Origin of the sequence: Emticicia soli, from assembly GCF_037860775.1 — a bacterium.
Lineage (GTDB): Bacteria > Bacteroidota > Bacteroidia > Cytophagales > Spirosomataceae > Emticicia > Emticicia soli.
In genome coordinates this window covers 336898-353503 of sequence record NZ_JBBEWC010000003.1, presented here as the reverse complement: position 1 = coordinate 353503, position 16606 = coordinate 336898, and the positions used below count along the sequence as shown (strand labels likewise).

Genomic DNA, 16606 nt, shown 5'->3' with positions numbered 1-16606 from the left:
GCTTTTATTTTAGCTTTTTATGAACTCACAGCAAGAACTTATACCGCATTTGTTCAGAACCGAATTCAGAAAAATTACGACTGTTTTGTCGAAACTGATGGGGATTGAGCACATAGAAATAGCCGAAGATATTGCCTCTGATACTTTTCTGGCTGCTGCCGAATCGTGGCCTTATAATGGTGTACCACCAAATCCTACAGCGTGGCTATACAACGTTGCCAAAAACAAAGCCCGGAACTACATTACAAGAAACCATATTTTTGCCAACAAAGTAGCAAGGCAAATCACACATGAAACACAAGAAAGCCAAGCTATTGAAATTGATTTGTCAGATAAAAACATCAATGATAGTCAGCTACAAATGTTGTTTGCTATATGCCACCCTACTATTACAGTAGAAGCACAAATCGGTCTGGCTCTCCGTATCTTATGCGGTTTTGGTATCGATGAAATCGCTAATGCTTTTCTGAGCAATAAAGAAACTATTAATAAGCGTTTGTTCAGAGCTAAAGAAAAACTAAGAACCGAAAAAGTAGCCATTGAATTTCCTGATGAAACGGCTATACGCCCAAGATTAGACGCTGTTTTAAGAACACTGTATTTATTATTTAACGAAGGCTATTATTCTGAAAGCCAGAATACCATACTCCGCAACGACCTTTGCCTGGAAGCCATGCGATTAAGTTATTTACTGATTGAAAATGAATCAACTAATGTGCCCGAAGTAAACGCACTATTTGCCCTCATGTGTTTTCATGCATCAAGGTTTGAAGCCCGAAAAGATACAAATGGTGAGATAATATTGTATCAAGACCAAGACGAAAGTCTCTGGAACAAAGCACTCATTGAAAAGGGAGTTTATTTTTTGCACAAGGCTTCACAAGGCAGTCAATTATCAAAATATCATATCGAAGCCAGCATTGGGTATTGGCATACAATTAAGGCCGATACACCCGAGAAATGGGAAAACATCCTTCATCTTTATAATCAATTGCTTATACTTGAGTACTCCCCTATTGCTGCGCTTAACAGAACCTTTGCAGTCTCGAAAGTACACGGTAAAACCATAGCTATTGCCAAAGCCGAAAAACTCAAGCTTCTTGATAACCCTTATTATTTTACGTTATTAGGTGAATTGTACAAAGATATTGACGTACTAAAAGCTAAAGAAAACTTTAAGAAAGCCTATGATTTAGCACGCACAAAGGCTGATAAGCAAGTAATACAAAAACAGATTGAGACGCTGCAGAAAACCCCGTAAAACAAAAATCCCCGTTGCTTGCGCAACAGGGACCGAGTTCGAATAATATTTTGATTTACATCTTCTCTACTTGTACGTATCCTAGTTCTACAGGTGTGCTGCGGCCAAATATTTTTACGCTTACACTTAGTTTTTTCTTGTCTTCGTTGATTTCTTCTACTGTACCATCGAATCCACTAAAAGGACCATCGATTACTTTTACGTTCTCGCCTTTTGTGAAACTCAATGACGGAGAAATCACCTCTCCAATTACTTCTTCCTGTACTCCTAAAATACGATTTATTTCTGACTGACGAAGAGGCTCCGGAGTCATTGAAGTACCATTGTTACGGCCCAAAAAGCCAATAACACCTGGCATACTTTTTATCATGTGCAATACTTCCCCGTTATTCAGGTCAGCATTTATAAGAATATATCCCGGAAAAAAGCTTTTCTCACGTACTCGCTTCTTACCGTTACGTACTTCTGTTATTTTCTCAGATGGAATTAAAATTGTAGGAACCAATTCATTTAATTTGCGACGAATGGCTTCATTTTCGATGTAGGATTTAATCTTCTTCTCCTGCCCCGAAACTGCTCTTACAACATACCAATTGATTTCGCTCATATCGTTAGCAAAAATTAAAGGTTTTAAACTGATTGGTAAAACAAACGGAGACCGTTCTCAATCAGAAAATCAATTACGCCTACAACCAAAGCAAAAATAATAGAGGCTACCAATACAAGCGTTGCACTCGACTGTAACTCACTCCACTTTGGCCATGTTACCTCTTTGGTTACTTCTTCCCAAGAGTTTTTGAAAAATTGTTGCATAAAATCTTATGTTCAAAAAATACTTGCACGGGCACCAGGATTCGAACCCAGACCAAAGGTTTTGGAGACCCTCGTACTACCCTTATACTATGCCCGTGTACACTGCCAAAAATTCTTTGGGGATGCAAAGATAGACAGTTTTTTTAATCTTCCCAAACCCAACGCAACAAAAATAGAAAATATTCTTCAACAATATTTATTATTTCTTTGCAAGTTGCTTTAAATCCTTAGCTGACTTTTACAATATGATTTTTCTTACCTTTACCTACAAGCAAATATTTGCCCTGTAAAAGTTGAAGTTCTGATAAAGCCAGTTTTTCGTCCGAAATCTTTACTTTATTGATACTCACACCGTTACCTTGTATTGCTCTGCGTGCTTCGCCCTTAGAGGCATATACCTCGTTGCGAGTAGCTACCGAAATCAAATCTAACACATTTGTACAGGTATCCCACTCTTCTTTCGAAATTTCTGTTTGTGGTACTCCATCAAAAATACTTGTAAAGGTAGCTTCATCAAGGCTCTGTAATGTTTCTAGCGTAGCCTTGCCAAACAAAACCTCTGATGCCTTTACTACTAAGTCGTATTGTTCTTCACCATGTACACGAATCGTTACGTCTTTACCCAATGCTTTTTGAGCAATGCGCAAATGCGGCGCTTCAGCATGTTGTTTTTCAATCTCTTCAATTTCGGCTTTTGTATAAAGTGTAAACACTCTCAACAAACGAGCCACATCGGCATCGGTCTGGTTAAGCCAGAACTGGTAAAACTCAAAGGGCGATGTCATGTTAGGGTCTAACCAAACATTGCCCCCTTCCGACTTACCAAATTTTGTCCCGTCAGCTTTTGTTACCAGCGGAGTAGTTAAAGCAAATGCTTTAGAGCCGGTGCCTTCAGTATCGGTTTCTTCTACTTCGGTTTTTGCTTCTTTTCTACGGATTAACTCTGTACCGGTAGTAATATTCCCCCATTGGTCAGAGCCACCCATTTGTAGACGGATGTTTTTATTTTTATATAACCAATAAAAATCGTAGCCTTGTAACAATTGGTACGAAAACTCAGTAAAAGAAATGCCTGTCTCCATACGATTCTTTACCGAATCTTTCGACATCATGTAGTTTACGCTCAGGTATTTTCCTACTTCACGCAAAAACTGCAAGAAACCTATCTCTTTAAACCAATCGTAGTTGTTTACGATTTCGGCAGAGTTTTCGCCACAATCAAAATCTAAAAATTTAGATAATTGTTTGCGAATACCTTCCTGGTTTTCTCTTAGTGTATCTTCTGATAAAAACTGACGCTCAGCAGCCTTGAAAGATGGGTCGCCAATCATACCGGTTGCCCCTCCTACCAAAGCAAAAGGCTTATGCCCTGCCAACTGAAAATGCTTAAGCAACATAATAGTAGCAAGGTTACCAATATGTAATGATTTAGCCGTTGGGTCGAAACCAATATAGGCGGCTGTCATTTCTTTGTTCAGTTGCTCTTCTGTACCGGGCATGGCATCGTGTAGCATTCCACGCCAGCGTAATTCTTCAATAAAGTTCATACTCAACCGATTCGTCGGCACGCCCGCATCTGACGGGAAATATTAAAACGTATATTTAATAAGCGTGCCACGCTGTTTAATGGGCGTGGCACTAATTTCGTTGCAAACTTACAAACGATTTAACAAATCATTGTTTCCTCGTTCTTAATTTATTTCTTTTTTTTGCGATCACCGTGTTTTTTCCACCAGTTATAATAATCGCTGAAATTATAGGTAGCCGAAATCTGTAGCGTACGGTTCTGGAAAGTCATCGGAATAGGCGTAGTGCTTCCTGTTGGGGTAAAAGACTTGTTAGTAGTATTCGAAAGCCCATGTACATAGCGAATATTGATACTAAACAAATGTGCTATGTCAAGCATATCGATTCTTACTCCACCTACAAGGTTAAAGTCGCTGGCATTGTATGGCCCACGGGTTGTACCTGCGTTTACGGCATAGCCATATTCAGGCCCTGCTATAAGAGATACATTTTTGGCTATTTCGTAGCCAAAAAGAAGCGGTATGCTTATGTATCGGTAGTGGTTTCTTAAAATTGTATTACCGGTTTCGGCAAAGTTGGTTGAAGCCTTAAAGCTACCACCTCTTACCTGATAGTATAACTCAGGCTGAATACTGAATTTATTGAAATTACGACGATAAAATACCCCTATGTTAAAATCATTTCTAAGTTTAGGAATAATGTTCGATGGATTGTCGATAATAACAGTTTTCGAAATGCCTGTTCCTACTTTAAAACCATATTGGCTGAGAGGTCTTATTTGAGCCGAAGACAGCAAACTAACAAAAAGAAGCAAAGAGGTGAATCCCCAGAAAAAAGTATTTTTTTTATGCTTTTGACTAAATAATTGTTTCATCAGCGAATAGTAAAATGATATTTTAGAATAGTGGTTTTTAACCATAACGAATTTTGATTGGCAAAATTACGGAATCAATAGCGAAGAATCACCATAACTAAGGAAACGAAAGTTATTTTCTAGCGCAAAATCATAAATTTTTTGCCAATTATCGCCTACTAATGCCGCTACAAGCAGAATTAAAGTTGAATCGGGCTGATGAAAATTTGTAATTATGCCTTTACAAATTCTGAACTGATACCCCGGAAATATAAAAATCTCGGTTTCTCCAACCAATTGCGCTATGTTTTGGGCATCCATGTAATCAAGAATCGCTTTTATCGATGCCTCTGCACTGATGACTTCTGACTGCTGATACGGAAATAATTTTTCTATAAAAAAAGTATTCTGCCCTTGTAAAAGTTTTACCCCAAACCAATACAAACTTTCGAGTGAGCGCATCGAAGTTGTACCAACCGGAATCACAAAACTAAGGTTTCGGGCCAATTGCTCAATAAATGCCTTATCAAAAACAATCTGCTCAGAGTGCATCTGGTGCTCAACTACATTTTGCACTTTAATAGGCTGAAAAGTGCCTGCACCTACATGTAAAGTTATGAAATCGTAGTTGATATCATGCTCGACCAAATCAAACAGTACTTTTTCGGTAAAGTGTAGCCCTGCCGTTGGTGCAGCTACGGCTCCATCATTTTTAGAATAAACCGTCTGGTAAGTCTGGTAATCTTTCTCTTCTGTCTGGCGTTTCAGGTAGGGCGGTAGTGGAATCTGCCCGAAATACTTCACAATTTCGGCAAAAGTAAGTGTAGGGTTATTCCATGAAAACTGTACATAGTTTTTTTCGCTGTCAACCAACTCAGCTACCAGTTCTAAATCGTTGGCTGTGTGAATGGTGTGCGTTCCAACCAGCTTACCTTTCAGGCGTTTCTTATTGCCAATCATACAAGCCCATGTGCAGGTTCGGGTGGTTTCCATTACCTGCGATATTACCGTTGATGGCTCAACCGGATTCAGCAGAAATATTTCAATAATAGCTCCGCTTTCTTTCTGAAAAAAAAGACGGGCGGGTATTACTTTTGTATTATTAAAAACCAGAAAAGATTCTTTCGGCAGGTGCTCAACCAACCTGTAAAACCTATCTTCTTTAATAGTTTCATTTTTATAAACCAATAACTTAGATGTATCTCTCGGCTCTACCGGAAATCGGGCTATGCGTTCATCTGGCAAATGATACGTATATTTCTCTAAATCTAAAGTTATCATAAATCAAAAAGCTTAATCTGAATGGCTTATTCTGCCTTAGCCGGATTAGTATAAAGTAAGCGGATAGGCAAATAAAAAAGTATAATGAGCAATACTATTGCTCCACCAACTGTAACCCAGTCGTAATTAATATCAAGGTGTTGGTCTTCTGTGCGGTTGATACGGTTTAATGCTATTAGAAACACAATCATAAAGGCATTCATAAAGGTAATCAAAGCACTGAACCACGCATCTAAAAGATTCTTTAGAGCTACCGGATTTGCAGCCCATACGCTATTGGCATTGAGTTTGGCAAAATTTATCTTTTGTATCTGTGTTCTTAATAAATTCAGTAGAAGATTCATGCCTATGATAATCCCGAAGGCCACATAAAAAAGTGTTTGCTTACTGATAAAATCATCTGGCCTGCCCGATGAAGTATGATGAACGGCCACATCGTCAGGAAAAATAAAATAACAAGCAATTAAAGTAATAGCCAGTAAAGGCATTGATACTCTGCGCAATAAATTAAAGAATATATGAGATATTGACATTAGTGGGTAGTTTTCTGTTTATATGCTACTTTATAAACAACTAACAAAACAAAACCTATTGTGTAGCACGAGGCTGCAAAGTTACGCAGAGAATTAGATTTTTATCAAAAAACTTATTTCATTCGGTAGATTTGTATATTTGGTAAATTTTTCTGTCTGGCAAGTTCCATGCGATTTTATCTGTTCTTTATTGTTTTACTTATGCAGGCTTGCGGAGCCGACACACCTCCTAAAGCGGTAACAAGGGCATTTTATTACTGGAAATCTTCTTTTCAGATAAGCTCTTACGAAAAACAAACGCTTGATACTTGTGGCGTAAATAAGCTATACATCAAGGCTTTTGATGTAGACTGGAATTTCAGCACCAAAAAACCCATGCTGAAAGCACCAACGGTTTTCAAAGATAGTTTACCTGCAAAAATGGCCTGTGTTCCGGTAGTTTTTATTACTAATCAAACGTTTAAAAATATTCCTGATACTTCGCTTAATACATTGGCCAATTTTATACAAAAGCAGATAAAATATGTATGGACAAATAAACCTTATAACGAGATTCAGTTTGATTGCGACTGGACTATAAGCACAAGGTTGAAGTATTTTAAATTTCTTGATTTATACCGCCAGTATTGCCAGGGCAAAACGCTTTCGGCTACTATCAGGCTTCACCAGATTAAGTTTGCCCATAAAACAGGTATTCCACCTGTTGACAGAGGGATGTTGATGTTCTATAATATGTCGGACTGGAAGAAACCCCAGATTAAAAACTCTATTTACGACCTCAACGCAGCATCGCAATATACTGCTACCCTAAGCCAATATCCGTTGGCCTTAGATTTAGTTTTTCCCTTGTTCAGATGGGCAATTTTTTATCGGAATAACCGTTTCATGACTGTTATTAATAAGCTCGATACCAACACCCTGGACGAACAAAAATTCCTAAAAAAAGAAGATAATAAATACTACGTACAGCATGATATACAAGCCTTTGGTATATCGCTACGCAAAGGAGACATGATTCGGGCTGAAGAGCTTAATCAGGATGAACTTTTAAAAGGTACAAAGGCTTTACGCAAGCAAATATCCACACAAAAACTTACCTTTGCATTCTATTATTTAGACCCAGATATTATTTCATACTATGGCCATGAGCAACTTCAAGAAATCTTCTCTTCGTTTGAGTTACCGTACTAAATCTATCATCATTTTGTTGCTGATGGCCTGTGGGCCTATGCCTTTTGATTTTGATGAATTCAAGAGCTTTTTTTCACCCGAGAGTGCAGCTAACGAAGCGCAGTTTCATACATATAACTTCACAGCACAGTTTTTATATGATACCGACTGGAATTGGAATGAAGAAGCTCCATTGCCAATAGACCAAATAGAAAATACAAAAGCCTGGGCGAGTTACGCAGGCGTATCTGAAAAAACCGTAACCGAGCAATTGTACCCAGCTTATGGTGCTACTGCTGCTATGGGTTTAACAAATGCGCTCCAACAAAAAGGTAAAACCGAAGCAGCTGAGTATTTAGCACTCGCCAAAAAGATAGAGAGCGCCGACCTGAATCTGGCAGGTTATGATGGCCCGGATACTCAAAAAGTAAACACTACCGACTATGATTTATTGCTCACAACTATTGAAACAAAATATAAGCAGAGCAATGATAATTTTATAAAAGAGCGTTTGGCATATCAGGCTGTAAAAGTAGCTGATATGGCCGCAACTCCGCAAAAGAGTATTGAGTTATACAATAAAATGGTAAGACCTTTTGCTCAAAAAACCTTTATCAGCGATTTGGCTTACTCTCGCATGGCTGGGGCTTACAGGCACGCCAAAGATTCGGTACAGGCGTATTATCATTTCTCTCAGATTTTTGTCAATGCTTCTACACGCAGATATGCGGCTCACCTGAGTTTACGACTGTTTTTACCAAAACTCAAAGACGAAGCGCTGAAACTCTGCAAAACCAATACCGAAAAAGCCAATGTATATGCAGCAACGGCTGTTTTGCCTTTTCAGGATGCGCTGCCGATGTTGGAAGAAATACGGAGTTTAGACCCTCAGCATCCTATGCTTGAGTTTGTGATGGCGCGTGAGATTAATAAGAACGAACAGTTTTTCTTTACTACACAGAAAGACATGGAATATACTCTTTGGGCATTGGATTCGCTGAAAAAAGTAAATCTGAAAGCCAATGCTCCTGACTATTTCCATAAGTTACTGGCCTTTTCGCTTGAGTCGGCCGAGAAACCTGAGTTGAAAAAATCGCCTTTCTGGTACACCGCAGCGGCTTATCTTACTTTTATTGCCAAAGATTACAAAACAGCTAATCAATTATTACAAAAAGCAAAGGCGATTCCGACAAGCAATAAAGGTGTACAAGACCAGATAGCCATGCAAGAAATGATACTGGCAGTAAACGAGTCGCCCGAGGTAACACCGGCGATGGAACAAAAAGTAATATCATTGCTAGAGCGTCTTGCCCGCTCCGATAAATTCCGTATTGCTAATAATTTCAATGCTGCCTGTAAGATTATGGCGGCTAAATACTTAGGTACCGAAGCACCCGATGAGTTTTCGGAAGGCACAAATCAGGCTTCTGCCAAAAATGAAACAGCGGCTAAAGAGACCAAATCTTTAGGCTGGCTTTCAGGTTGTTTTGGCAAAGAAGAGAAACCTACAAAAGAAGCAACCTCAACAATAACCTTTGTTACAGCAGCAACACCCGAAAACAGAGCCAAGGCATTTATTATGTCTACGTTGGCCTCTTACCAGTTAGGCTACTCGAAACAATATGATGGCTGGACCTCAACCGCCTCTTTTATGAGCAGCACCGACCAATATGCCATTGAAGACTCTACGTCGTCGGCGACTATTAATTATACGCTCAATTATTTTGCAAAAAATAACCCAAGCGATTTTGATAAGCGTTTGATGAAACTTAGGGGTTTTGATAATAATTATCTTTATTTGGTTTTAGGCCGCAGAGCCTTGTCTGAGCAGCAATACGCCAAAGCCCGTGACGCATGGAAAAATATTTCGCCTGCCGTATGGCAAGCCGAGCCGTTCAAGACCTATTTAGATGTAAACCCTTTTCATCTGAACGGGCTTGGAGACGCTAATCCGAAACAAAAATTTACGCCATTATCTTTTGCAACACGAATGGCTGAATTGCAAGAGAATGTAAACAAAAACCCTAAAGATTACCAAAGTTGGATTTTGTTGGGTTGTGCCAGTTATAATATAGGTTACTTTGGCAATAGCTGGATTCTGCTTCGCAGGGCATGGAGCGGAAGTGAAGAAAAAAATGAATCAGATGATTACTATACTTCCGAAAAAGCACTTTTCTATTTTGATAAAGCCATGAATGTAGCGCCTGACACTGAATCTGCTGCAAAGGCTTGTTATTTAGCTGCTGCATGCCAGAAAATCAGATATGAGCTGGCATACTATGCTATGCAAGATTCAGACATTTATCTGCTTCCTGATGCTGAGCGAGAGAAAAAAGAAACTGAAATAAAACTGGCACTTGAAAAACTCAGAAAAGACAAATACTCTACCTATTTCAATTTGCTGAAAACGAAATATAGCCAGACTGATTATCAAGACCAATTGATTCAGGAATGTAGTACTTACAACGATTTTTTAGCAGGTAAATAATGAAAATATACACCAAAACAGGCGACAAAGGCACAACCGCACTTGTAGGCGGCCGAAGAGTAAGTAAGGGAGACCTAAAGATTGAAGCCTATGGCACAGTTGACGAACTTAATTCGTGGATAGGTTTAGTAAGAGACCAGGCCATTAATGAGTCTCGGCGAGATTTATTAAAAGAAATTCAGGATAGGTTATTTACCATCGGTGCTGATTTAGCCTCTGAACCGGAGCAGGTACGAAAGAAGCCTGTGCCAAGTTTGATAGACGACGACATTACATTGCTGGAAAACGAAATGGATAAGATGGATACTGAGCTCATGCCCCTACGTGCATTTGTATTGCCGGGCGGCAACCAATCTGTTTCGTTTGCGCATCTGGCCCGAACTGTGTGCCGCAGAGCAGAGCGTTTGGCAATTCGCCTGTCAGCCGAAGAAGAGGTAAACCCGATGATTGTAAAATATCTGAATCGCCTTTCGGATTATCTGTTTGTGTTGTCTCGTAAAATGACGCAAGAATTGGGCAGTGAAGAAATTACATGGAAGCCGAGAATGTAGAAAAAATATAATTCTGGTACCGTTTAAAAAGAGATGCAAGCCCCCTTTCGAAAACTTGCATTCGGTATAGAAACGCTCAGTAGCGAGGATATCGTTCCTCCACTACTTTGCCAGATATTAGTTCTAAAATAAAATTTGTATTTTTTCGAGAAATATTCTTCTAACAAAACTATTTTCAGTAATAGTAAATCGCCGAAAAACCATCATTTAATGCACAATACACAGTATTTTTTAATGTTTTTCGAAAAATGCTGTCGTATTCCAAAAAAGCATTAATTTTGCACTTTCGTTTTTTTGTCAAGCACTTAAATAGTTTGGCACGAGACCTTTAGATTAACGTATAATATATTGCAAAAATCATTCCAAAATGGCGAAGAAGATACAATCGGCTCTAATTTCGGTTTACTACAAAGACGGCTTAGATAAAATAGTTAAACTCCTTCATGAACACAACGTGCAGATTTTCTCGACAGGTGGCACGCAAAGCTTTATTGAAGACCTTGGCATACCTGTAACAGCAGTAGAAGACCTGACAAGCTACCCATCTATTTTTGGCGGACGTGTGAAAACACTTCACCCAAAAGTTTTCGGTGGGATTTTATACCGCAGAGATAACGAAGGAGATATACAAACTGCCGCTCAGTTCGAAATCCCGTCAATAGATTTAGTGATTGTAGACTTATATCCTTTTCAGGAAACCGTTGCTTCTGGCGCAAGCGAAGAAGATATTATTGAAAAAATCGACATCGGAGGTATCTCTTTGATTCGTGGAGCAGCCAAAAACTTTAACGATGTACTGATTGTATCGTCACGTAACCAATACGATGATGTATTTGAAATATTGCAAAACAAAGGATGCGGTACTGACCTTGAAGACCGCCGCCGCTATGCAATGGAAGGTTTCGGCATGAGTTCGCAATATGATACGGCTATTCATGCGTATTTCAGTGGTGATGTATACACCAAAACACAAAACTTTGCAGCGCTACCACAAAAGGCACTTCGCTATGGCGAAAACCCACACCAGGCAGCTACATTCTATGGTGATTTAGACCAGATGTTTGACCAGATTCATGGCAAGGAGTTATCTTACAATAACTTAATGGATGTTGAAGCCTGTGTGCGTTTGATTGATGAGTTTGAAGAGACATCTTTCGTAATTATAAAACATAACAACGCTTGTGGTGTAGCATCAGCTCCGACAGTAAAAGAAGCTTATGTAAATGCACTAGCTTGTGACCCTGTATCGGCTTTTGGTGGGGTAATTATTACCAATGCCAATGTTGATGTAGCTACTGCCGAAGAATTACACAAATTGTTTTTTGAGATATTGATTGCGCCATCGTTTGATGAAGAGGCACTAGAGATATTGAAAAAGAAAAAAGACCGCCGTCTGCTTATCAGAAAACCTGTTGAAGTAAGCAAAAAACAATTCCGTACGCTTTTAAATGGTGTTTTGGAACAAGATAAAGACAATGCTATTGAAACAGGCAAAGATTTTAAAGTAGCTACCGAAAAAGCGCCGACCGAAGAAGAAGTAAAAGCACTGGAGTTTGCACTGAAAATATGTAAACACCTGAAATCTAACAACGTAGTGTTGGCCAAAGACGGACAGCTATTAGCCTGTGGTGTAGGCCAGACCTCACGTGTTGATGCGTTGAGACAAGCCATAGAAAAAGCTAATACTTTCGGATTTGATTTGAAAGGCGCAGCTATGGCATCAGAAGCCTTTTTCCCCTTCCCTGATTGTGTAGAGATTGCACACGAGGCAGGAATTACATCGGTTGTTCAGCCGGGTGGCTCTATCCGTGATAAAGAATCAATTGATTTCTGTAATGCCAATGGTGTTGCAATGGTATTAACAGGTGTAAGGCACTTCTTACATTAATACATATCTTATAAAACAGCGTGCCACGGTTATACTCGCAAGAATACGACCGTGGCACGCTGTTTATTATCAGCCAGCCTGTTACACTTCTAAAGGCTTCTTGTCAATCTTCAATTCGTCTTTCACAAAGCTTTCGTAGAGTTCTTCTGCTTTTTGCCATGAGGTATCAATATCATCATTCAGCAAAATCACATCGAATCTGTTCTGAAACTCCATTTCAAACTTCATTTTATATAAGCGTCTCGAAATGCTATCTTCGCTATCTGTACCTCTGCCTCTCAATCGCCTTTCTAATTCTTCCATCGAGGGTACTTTTACATAAATAGCCAGGGCGGCATCGCCGAAATAATTCTTCAGATTTACACCACCTTGTACGTCTACATCAAAAATTACATTTTTGCCTTCTGCCCATAGCCGCTCAATTTCTGTTTTCAAAGTACCATAATAAGCACCCGGATATACTTCTTGCCATTCTACAAACTCTTCGTTATCAATCCGTTCTTTAAAATCATGAATAGTTAAAAAATAATAATCTTTTCCGTTTTCTTCGTTACGGCCACGTTTATCGCGTGTGCATGCCGAAATCGAAAAACCCAGATTTGAATATTTATCAAGCAAATGCTTAACTATAGTTGTTTTTCCCGAGCCTGAGGGAGCGCAAAAAATAATGGCCTTACCTTTCATTGAGTATATTTTTTACCTTGCCTGGCAAGGTGGGTGCTACAATAAACTATTAAAAAAAAGCCACCAAGTTTACGAAACCTGATGGCTGAATATTTTGCAAAGATAATGAAATCAACAACTAAATAATAAGTGATACAGTTTTACTTCTACTAATATGAGCCCTAATACTGCTAATCCTAAGCCAACTTTTGATCTTATATCTACTACGGTAGACTGTGGACAACACTTTTTCTCCATTTTAACCTGAAGCGCATCTTTAATGCTTTTCTCAAGTTTGTAGCCTTCTATGCAAGGCAGACAATCGTCCATATGTAACTTAAAATGTTCTACCTCAGCGGCAGATGCCGATCCATCAAGTACAGCCTGTATCATCTGCATACACTTTTGATGATTTTCACACCTTTCTTTCATTGGTATAATGTTTAGGGGACAACAATTCTACTCCCTATTAATTTTTTTGTTTATGATGCCATAGGTTTTTACCTATTAAGCGTATTTTGATAAATTTTCTCAGTATTAAAGTCTAACCTAGACCACTAGCTTAATCTTGCTCTGCCATCTCATCGGTTTTATAACCCATTGATGAGGCATAGCTTTTCAGCTTTTCTTTCAACAAATTTCTTGCTCTATGCAACCTCGACCGCACCGTTCCTATCGGAATATCCAAAATCTTTGCCATCTCTTCGTAGGTAAACCCTTCAATATCACAAAGGATAATAACCGTACGAAAATCAACCGGCAAGCTGTTTAGCGCATTGGCAACTTCATCGCCAATCATGTCCTGAACAGTCTCCGTCCGCAAGTCGGTTGTTGCATCCATTTCGGCATCTTCTACCGAATTGTATGTAGTTTCAACGTCCTGATAATCAACCTTTGATGGTTCCTTACTCTTCTTGCGATAGTCGTTAATGAAACTGTTTTTCAGAATTCTAAACAACCATGCTTTTGCATTAGTTCCACGTTCAAATGAATTGATAAAGCGAAAAGCTTTCAGATACGTGTCTTGTACAAGGTCGTTGGCGTCGTCTTCGTCGTTTGTTAAGCGAAAAGCAAAGTTATACATCGAGTCTATGTGTGGCATAAACTCTTTATCAAAGACCGCGTATTTTTCTTTTTCAGAATATCTTTCTATTTCTACTATTTCTTCTTCCATAAGCTTATTGGCTTTAAAAAAAACCTATAAAGAGCATTTTATAGGCACTGTTTAGCTCAATTGTATAGTCCTCCATAATTTCGGTAAAGTTACGAATTTTAGCAAGAAAAATATAATATTCTTGTCAGAAAACGAAAATTACGTAGGAGGATGAATTAAGCCTATGAATGGAAAAACTTCCCCAACTTTACCAATTAAATACCTTTAAAACCCTTACAATAACAAATTATTAAACATTTTCCCCGAATTTGCTAGGCTACCACTTCAAGTTTATAGCCCTTCCCGTGGATACTCGTAATCTTGATGGCTTCGTCTCCCTGTAGTTTTTTTCTTAGTTTAGATACAAAAACATCTAAACTTCGGCCTACTACAAACACCCCTTCGTCTTCCCATACCTCTTTTAATAGTCTATCTCGCTCTATTACCTGGTTCTGATTCGTTGCAAAAATATTCAGTAATTTTGCTTCTTTGTCCGATAATTCTACCTGTTCTTCTCCTTGTTTCAGCAAGGCTCTTTCGGGGTAAAAAGCATACTTACCAATATTGATAAATTGTATATCTTCAAGTACTGCAACGGCAGGCTCGGCATCATTTTTTTTCTTAAAAAATTTTTTATTAAATAATGAAAAAAGTGTACCACCTGCCAGAATAAACCCAACTGCCCACCAGAGATTCATGGGTTTTGCAGCCCGATAATTACCTGTAAACTGAATCTCGATTTTGTAACAATCTTCGGCTTGTGTTCTGCCCATACAAGCCAATATGTCTGGTTGTTTACTCCGAATCTCGTAACCGAAGACAACTTCGGGGCTAACGCATTTATATACGTTCACCATGTAATCGAGGGGAAGATTAGCTGCGCTCAGGCGCTCGTGAACAATCTTCACCAACGTGTCGGGCACAAAAGCAAAGCGACTCTGAAACTCGAGCAGAAAAGTATTTTTATCGCTTTTTTTAACGGGCAATACACGTGAAGTAAAATCGCCGGATTTCTGTAGCAACTGATGCCCGATTTCACGAACTACCAGAACAGCACGCTTCTCTAAAAACTCTTCTGAAGCATCGGTGGAAAGAGCACCTGCCGAGAGCGCAATTACTGAAAATACAGCAAGGAAAATGATATAAATCTTAGGTTTCATAATCTGACAAAAATATAGTAAATATTACGCAAAAACATCAGAATTACATACAATTTACACTTTTTTACATTCATTTTACTTCTGCTGGTTTTCTCGCCTCTACATTTGAGCCATTGTTCAATCTTCAAAAAACAAAAACATTATGATAAAACTCATCGCAACCGCATTTGTTCTTTGTGCTTTCGCACAAGTAGGTTTTAGCCAGCACGTTTGCTCGGCGGCCTTTCTGAATAATAAAATGGTAGTAGACCAATATACCAAAGAGGGCTACAAAAATGAAATTGCACTTAATGCTACCGGAGATTTAACTGTAAACACAGTAGAATTATCGGCTAAAGAAAACAAGGCTGTAACCAGAATCCCTTTCAAAGTTGCCATCAAAGAAAAAGACACTAATACTATTGTGTTGTTTTCGAAGGAAGATTTTATGAAGGTAGATGTAAAAAAGGTATTGTCAGAATGCAAAAAAGGCGACCAGATTGTATTGCTTACCCTTGACAAACAATATGCCTTGCCGCACAACGAAATTTTAGTAAAATAAAGCCCGAAATATGCTTACAATTTTCTTTTCTCCAAGTCAGAACTCCTTGGAGAAAAGAAAACCCAAAATGTACATTTATTATGAAAAAGCTCTTTTTTCTTCTTTTGATTTCTTCGTCTGTGTTTTCACAGGTAAAACCACCTGTTGATATTACTTATCAGGTGGTAAATAAAGAAAGTCAGATAATCTGGGAAGGTTCTACAATGGTCGGTGGCGGCCACGACGGAACAATTCAGCTAACATCAGGCACTTTGGTAACGGCTGCCAACGGAAAAGTAAAAGGAGGCAACTTTGTTATGAATATGAAAAGCATCAGCAGCCTTGGCCCAAAGAGCGGCAAGCCTAATAAAGGTTTGGAAGAACACCTGAACGATGATGATTTTTTCTCAACTATGCGCTTTCCGATAGCTACTTTTAATATTACAAAAGTTACTCCCGGCGCAAAGCCAAACGAATATACTATTACCGGAAACATGACCATAAAAGGCATCAGCAATGTGGTTACTTTTCCGGCGGTAATTAATGCAGATAAAGACACTGCAAAGGCGCAGGCTACATTTACCATTAACCGCACGCTATGGGGGATTACCTATAAATCTTATAATTTCTTGGCCCAGATGAAAGACGATTTGATTTCGAATGACATTAAGCTTTCGTTGAATCTGGTATTTAAGCGTAGTAATTAAGGATTCGACGTTCTTATTTCTCTGCGTATATGATGCTT

17 protein-coding genes and 1 tRNA gene are annotated in these 16606 nt (G+C 38.8%); 7 read left to right on the top strand and 11 right to left on the bottom strand.

Translation table 11 applies throughout. From position 1 onward, the window contains the following. The first annotated feature begins 19 nt into the window (after positions 1–19). Complete coding sequence (locus tag WAE64_RS04980) at positions 20–1261, top strand: RNA polymerase sigma factor (RefSeq protein WP_340235125.1); 1242 nt, start codon at positions 20–22, stop codon at positions 1259–1261. A 55-nt stretch (positions 1262–1316) separates the two neighbouring features. Here WAE64_RS04980 and nusG read toward each other — a convergent pair whose 3' ends face one another. The 7 genes from nusG to WAE64_RS04945 form a co-directional block, all read right to left on the bottom strand. Then, positions 1317–1868 (bottom strand): transcription termination/antitermination protein NusG, encoded by a 552-nt coding sequence (nusG, locus tag WAE64_RS04975; RefSeq protein ID WP_340235124.1) that lies wholly within the window; start codon positions 1866–1868, stop codon positions 1317–1319. 23 nt (positions 1869–1891) lie between these two features. After that, positions 1892–2074 carry a preprotein translocase subunit SecE gene (gene secE / locus WAE64_RS04970; protein ID WP_340235123.1) on the bottom strand — a complete coding sequence of 61 codons (183 nt, stop codon included), beginning with the start codon at positions 2072–2074 and terminating at the stop codon, positions 1892–1894. Positions 2075–2100: 26 nt separating this feature from the next. Continuing rightward, a tRNA-Trp gene (locus tag WAE64_RS04965) sits at positions 2101–2171 on the bottom strand. 130 nt (positions 2172–2301) lie between these two features. Next, on the bottom strand, positions 2302–3621 hold the full coding sequence (gene tyrS, locus WAE64_RS04960; protein ID WP_340235122.1) for a tyrosine--tRNA ligase: 1320 nt from the start codon (positions 3619–3621) through the stop codon (positions 2302–2304). Positions 3622–3770: 149 nt separating this feature from the next. Continuing rightward, a complete protein-coding gene (locus tag WAE64_RS04955) occupies positions 3771–4475 on the bottom strand; it encodes a porin family protein (protein WP_340235121.1) in 705 nt (234 codons plus the stop codon). Positions 4476–4541: 66 nt separating this feature from the next. Continuing rightward, positions 4542–5735 (bottom strand): S-adenosylmethionine:tRNA ribosyltransferase-isomerase, encoded by a 1194-nt coding sequence (locus WAE64_RS04950; protein ID WP_340235120.1) that lies wholly within the window; start codon positions 5733–5735, stop codon positions 4542–4544. 26 nt (positions 5736–5761) lie between these two features. Then, entirely contained in the window at positions 5762–6268 is a 507-nt protein-coding gene (locus WAE64_RS04945; protein WP_340235119.1) for a hypothetical protein, read from the bottom strand. A gap of 168 nt (positions 6269–6436) precedes the next feature. Here WAE64_RS04945 and WAE64_RS04940 point away from each other — a divergent pair, with 168 nt between their 5' ends. The 4 genes from WAE64_RS04940 (at position 6437) to purH (ending at position 12365) form a co-directional block, all read left to right on the top strand. Next, entirely contained in the window at positions 6437–7459 is a 1023-nt protein-coding gene (locus tag WAE64_RS04940; RefSeq protein WP_340235118.1) for a hypothetical protein, read from the top strand. After that, a complete protein-coding gene (locus tag WAE64_RS04935) occupies positions 7413–9926 on the top strand; it encodes a hypothetical protein (protein ID WP_340235117.1) in 2514 nt (837 codons plus the stop codon). Before WAE64_RS04940 ends, WAE64_RS04935 begins: the two co-directional genes overlap by 47 nt. Next, positions 9926–10477 carry a cob(I)yrinic acid a,c-diamide adenosyltransferase gene (locus tag WAE64_RS04930; protein WP_340235116.1) on the top strand — a complete coding sequence of 184 codons (552 nt, stop codon included), beginning with the start codon at positions 9926–9928 and terminating at the stop codon, positions 10475–10477. The genes WAE64_RS04935 and WAE64_RS04930 overlap by 1 nt, the downstream gene beginning before the upstream one ends. A gap of 367 nt (positions 10478–10844) precedes the next feature. Then, positions 10845–12365 (top strand): bifunctional phosphoribosylaminoimidazolecarboxamide formyltransferase/IMP cyclohydrolase, encoded by a 1521-nt coding sequence (gene purH, locus WAE64_RS04925; RefSeq protein WP_340235115.1) that lies wholly within the window; start codon positions 10845–10847, stop codon positions 12363–12365. Positions 12366–12446: 81 nt separating this feature from the next. On the opposite strand, the gene gmk is transcribed toward purH, so the two are convergent. From gmk to WAE64_RS04905, 4 genes are all read right to left on the bottom strand, one after another. Beyond that, complete coding sequence (gene gmk, locus WAE64_RS04920) at positions 12447–13049, bottom strand: guanylate kinase (RefSeq protein WP_340235114.1); 603 nt, start codon at positions 13047–13049, stop codon at positions 12447–12449. 111 nt (positions 13050–13160) lie between these two features. Beyond that, positions 13161–13427 (bottom strand): hypothetical protein, encoded by a 267-nt coding sequence (locus tag WAE64_RS04915; RefSeq protein ID WP_340235113.1) that lies wholly within the window; start codon positions 13425–13427, stop codon positions 13161–13163. A 163-nt stretch (positions 13428–13590) separates the two neighbouring features. After that, positions 13591–14202 (bottom strand): sigma-70 family RNA polymerase sigma factor, encoded by a 612-nt coding sequence (locus WAE64_RS04910; protein WP_340235112.1) that lies wholly within the window; start codon positions 14200–14202, stop codon positions 13591–13593. Positions 14203–14453: 251 nt separating this feature from the next. Further along, positions 14454–15341: a winged helix-turn-helix domain-containing protein gene (locus WAE64_RS04905; protein ID WP_340235111.1), complete on the bottom strand. Its 888-nt coding sequence runs from the start codon at positions 15339–15341 to the stop codon at positions 14454–14456. A gap of 142 nt (positions 15342–15483) precedes the next feature. Here WAE64_RS04905 and WAE64_RS04900 point away from each other — a divergent pair, with 142 nt between their 5' ends. Both WAE64_RS04900 and WAE64_RS04895 read left to right on the top strand, forming a co-directional pair. Further along, positions 15484–15882, top strand: a complete 399-nt coding sequence (locus WAE64_RS04900) for a hypothetical protein (protein WP_340235110.1) — start codon at positions 15484–15486, stop codon at positions 15880–15882. Positions 15883–15962: 80 nt separating this feature from the next. Next, entirely contained in the window at positions 15963–16568 is a 606-nt protein-coding gene (locus WAE64_RS04895; protein ID WP_340235109.1) for a YceI family protein, read from the top strand. Positions 16569–16606 lie beyond the last annotated feature (38 nt).

Bases quoted from the DNA above. Each gene is read 5' to 3' on its own strand.
- WAE64_RS04980 (WP_340235125.1), top strand. From the start codon at position 20: ATGAACTCACAGCAAGAACTTATACCGCATTTGTTCAGAACCGAATTC.
- nusG (WP_340235124.1), bottom strand. From the start codon at position 1,868: ATGAGCGAAATCAATTGGTATGTTGTAAGAGCAGTTTCGGGGCAGGAG.
- secE (WP_340235123.1), bottom strand. From the start codon at position 2,074: ATGCAACAATTTTTCAAAAACTCTTGGGAAGAAGTAACCAAAGAGGTA.
- tyrS (WP_340235122.1), bottom strand. From the start codon at position 3,621: ATGAACTTTATTGAAGAATTACGCTGGCGTGGAATGCTACACGATGCC.
- WAE64_RS04955 (WP_340235121.1), bottom strand. From the start codon at position 4,475: ATGAAACAATTATTTAGTCAAAAGCATAAAAAAAATACTTTTTTCTGG.
- WAE64_RS04950 (WP_340235120.1), bottom strand. From the start codon at position 5,735: ATGATAACTTTAGATTTAGAGAAATATACGTATCATTTGCCAGATGAA.
- WAE64_RS04945 (WP_340235119.1), bottom strand. From the start codon at position 6,268: ATGTCAATATCTCATATATTCTTTAATTTATTGCGCAGAGTATCAATG.
- WAE64_RS04940 (WP_340235118.1), top strand. From the start codon at position 6,437: ATGCGATTTTATCTGTTCTTTATTGTTTTACTTATGCAGGCTTGCGGA.
- WAE64_RS04935 (WP_340235117.1), top strand. From the start codon at position 7,413: ATGAGCAACTTCAAGAAATCTTCTCTTCGTTTGAGTTACCGTACTAAA.
- WAE64_RS04930 (WP_340235116.1), top strand. From the start codon at position 9,926: ATGAAAATATACACCAAAACAGGCGACAAAGGCACAACCGCACTTGTA.
- purH (WP_340235115.1), top strand. From the start codon at position 10,845: ATGGCGAAGAAGATACAATCGGCTCTAATTTCGGTTTACTACAAAGAC.
- gmk (WP_340235114.1), bottom strand. From the start codon at position 13,049: ATGAAAGGTAAGGCCATTATTTTTTGCGCTCCCTCAGGCTCGGGAAAA.
- WAE64_RS04915 (WP_340235113.1), bottom strand. From the start codon at position 13,427: ATGCAGATGATACAGGCTGTACTTGATGGATCGGCATCTGCCGCTGAG.
- WAE64_RS04910 (WP_340235112.1), bottom strand. From the start codon at position 14,202: ATGGAAGAAGAAATAGTAGAAATAGAAAGATATTCTGAAAAAGAAAAA.
- WAE64_RS04905 (WP_340235111.1), bottom strand. From the start codon at position 15,341: ATGAAACCTAAGATTTATATCATTTTCCTTGCTGTATTTTCAGTAATT.
- WAE64_RS04900 (WP_340235110.1), top strand. From the start codon at position 15,484: ATGATAAAACTCATCGCAACCGCATTTGTTCTTTGTGCTTTCGCACAA.
- WAE64_RS04895 (WP_340235109.1), top strand. From the start codon at position 15,963: ATGAAAAAGCTCTTTTTTCTTCTTTTGATTTCTTCGTCTGTGTTTTCA.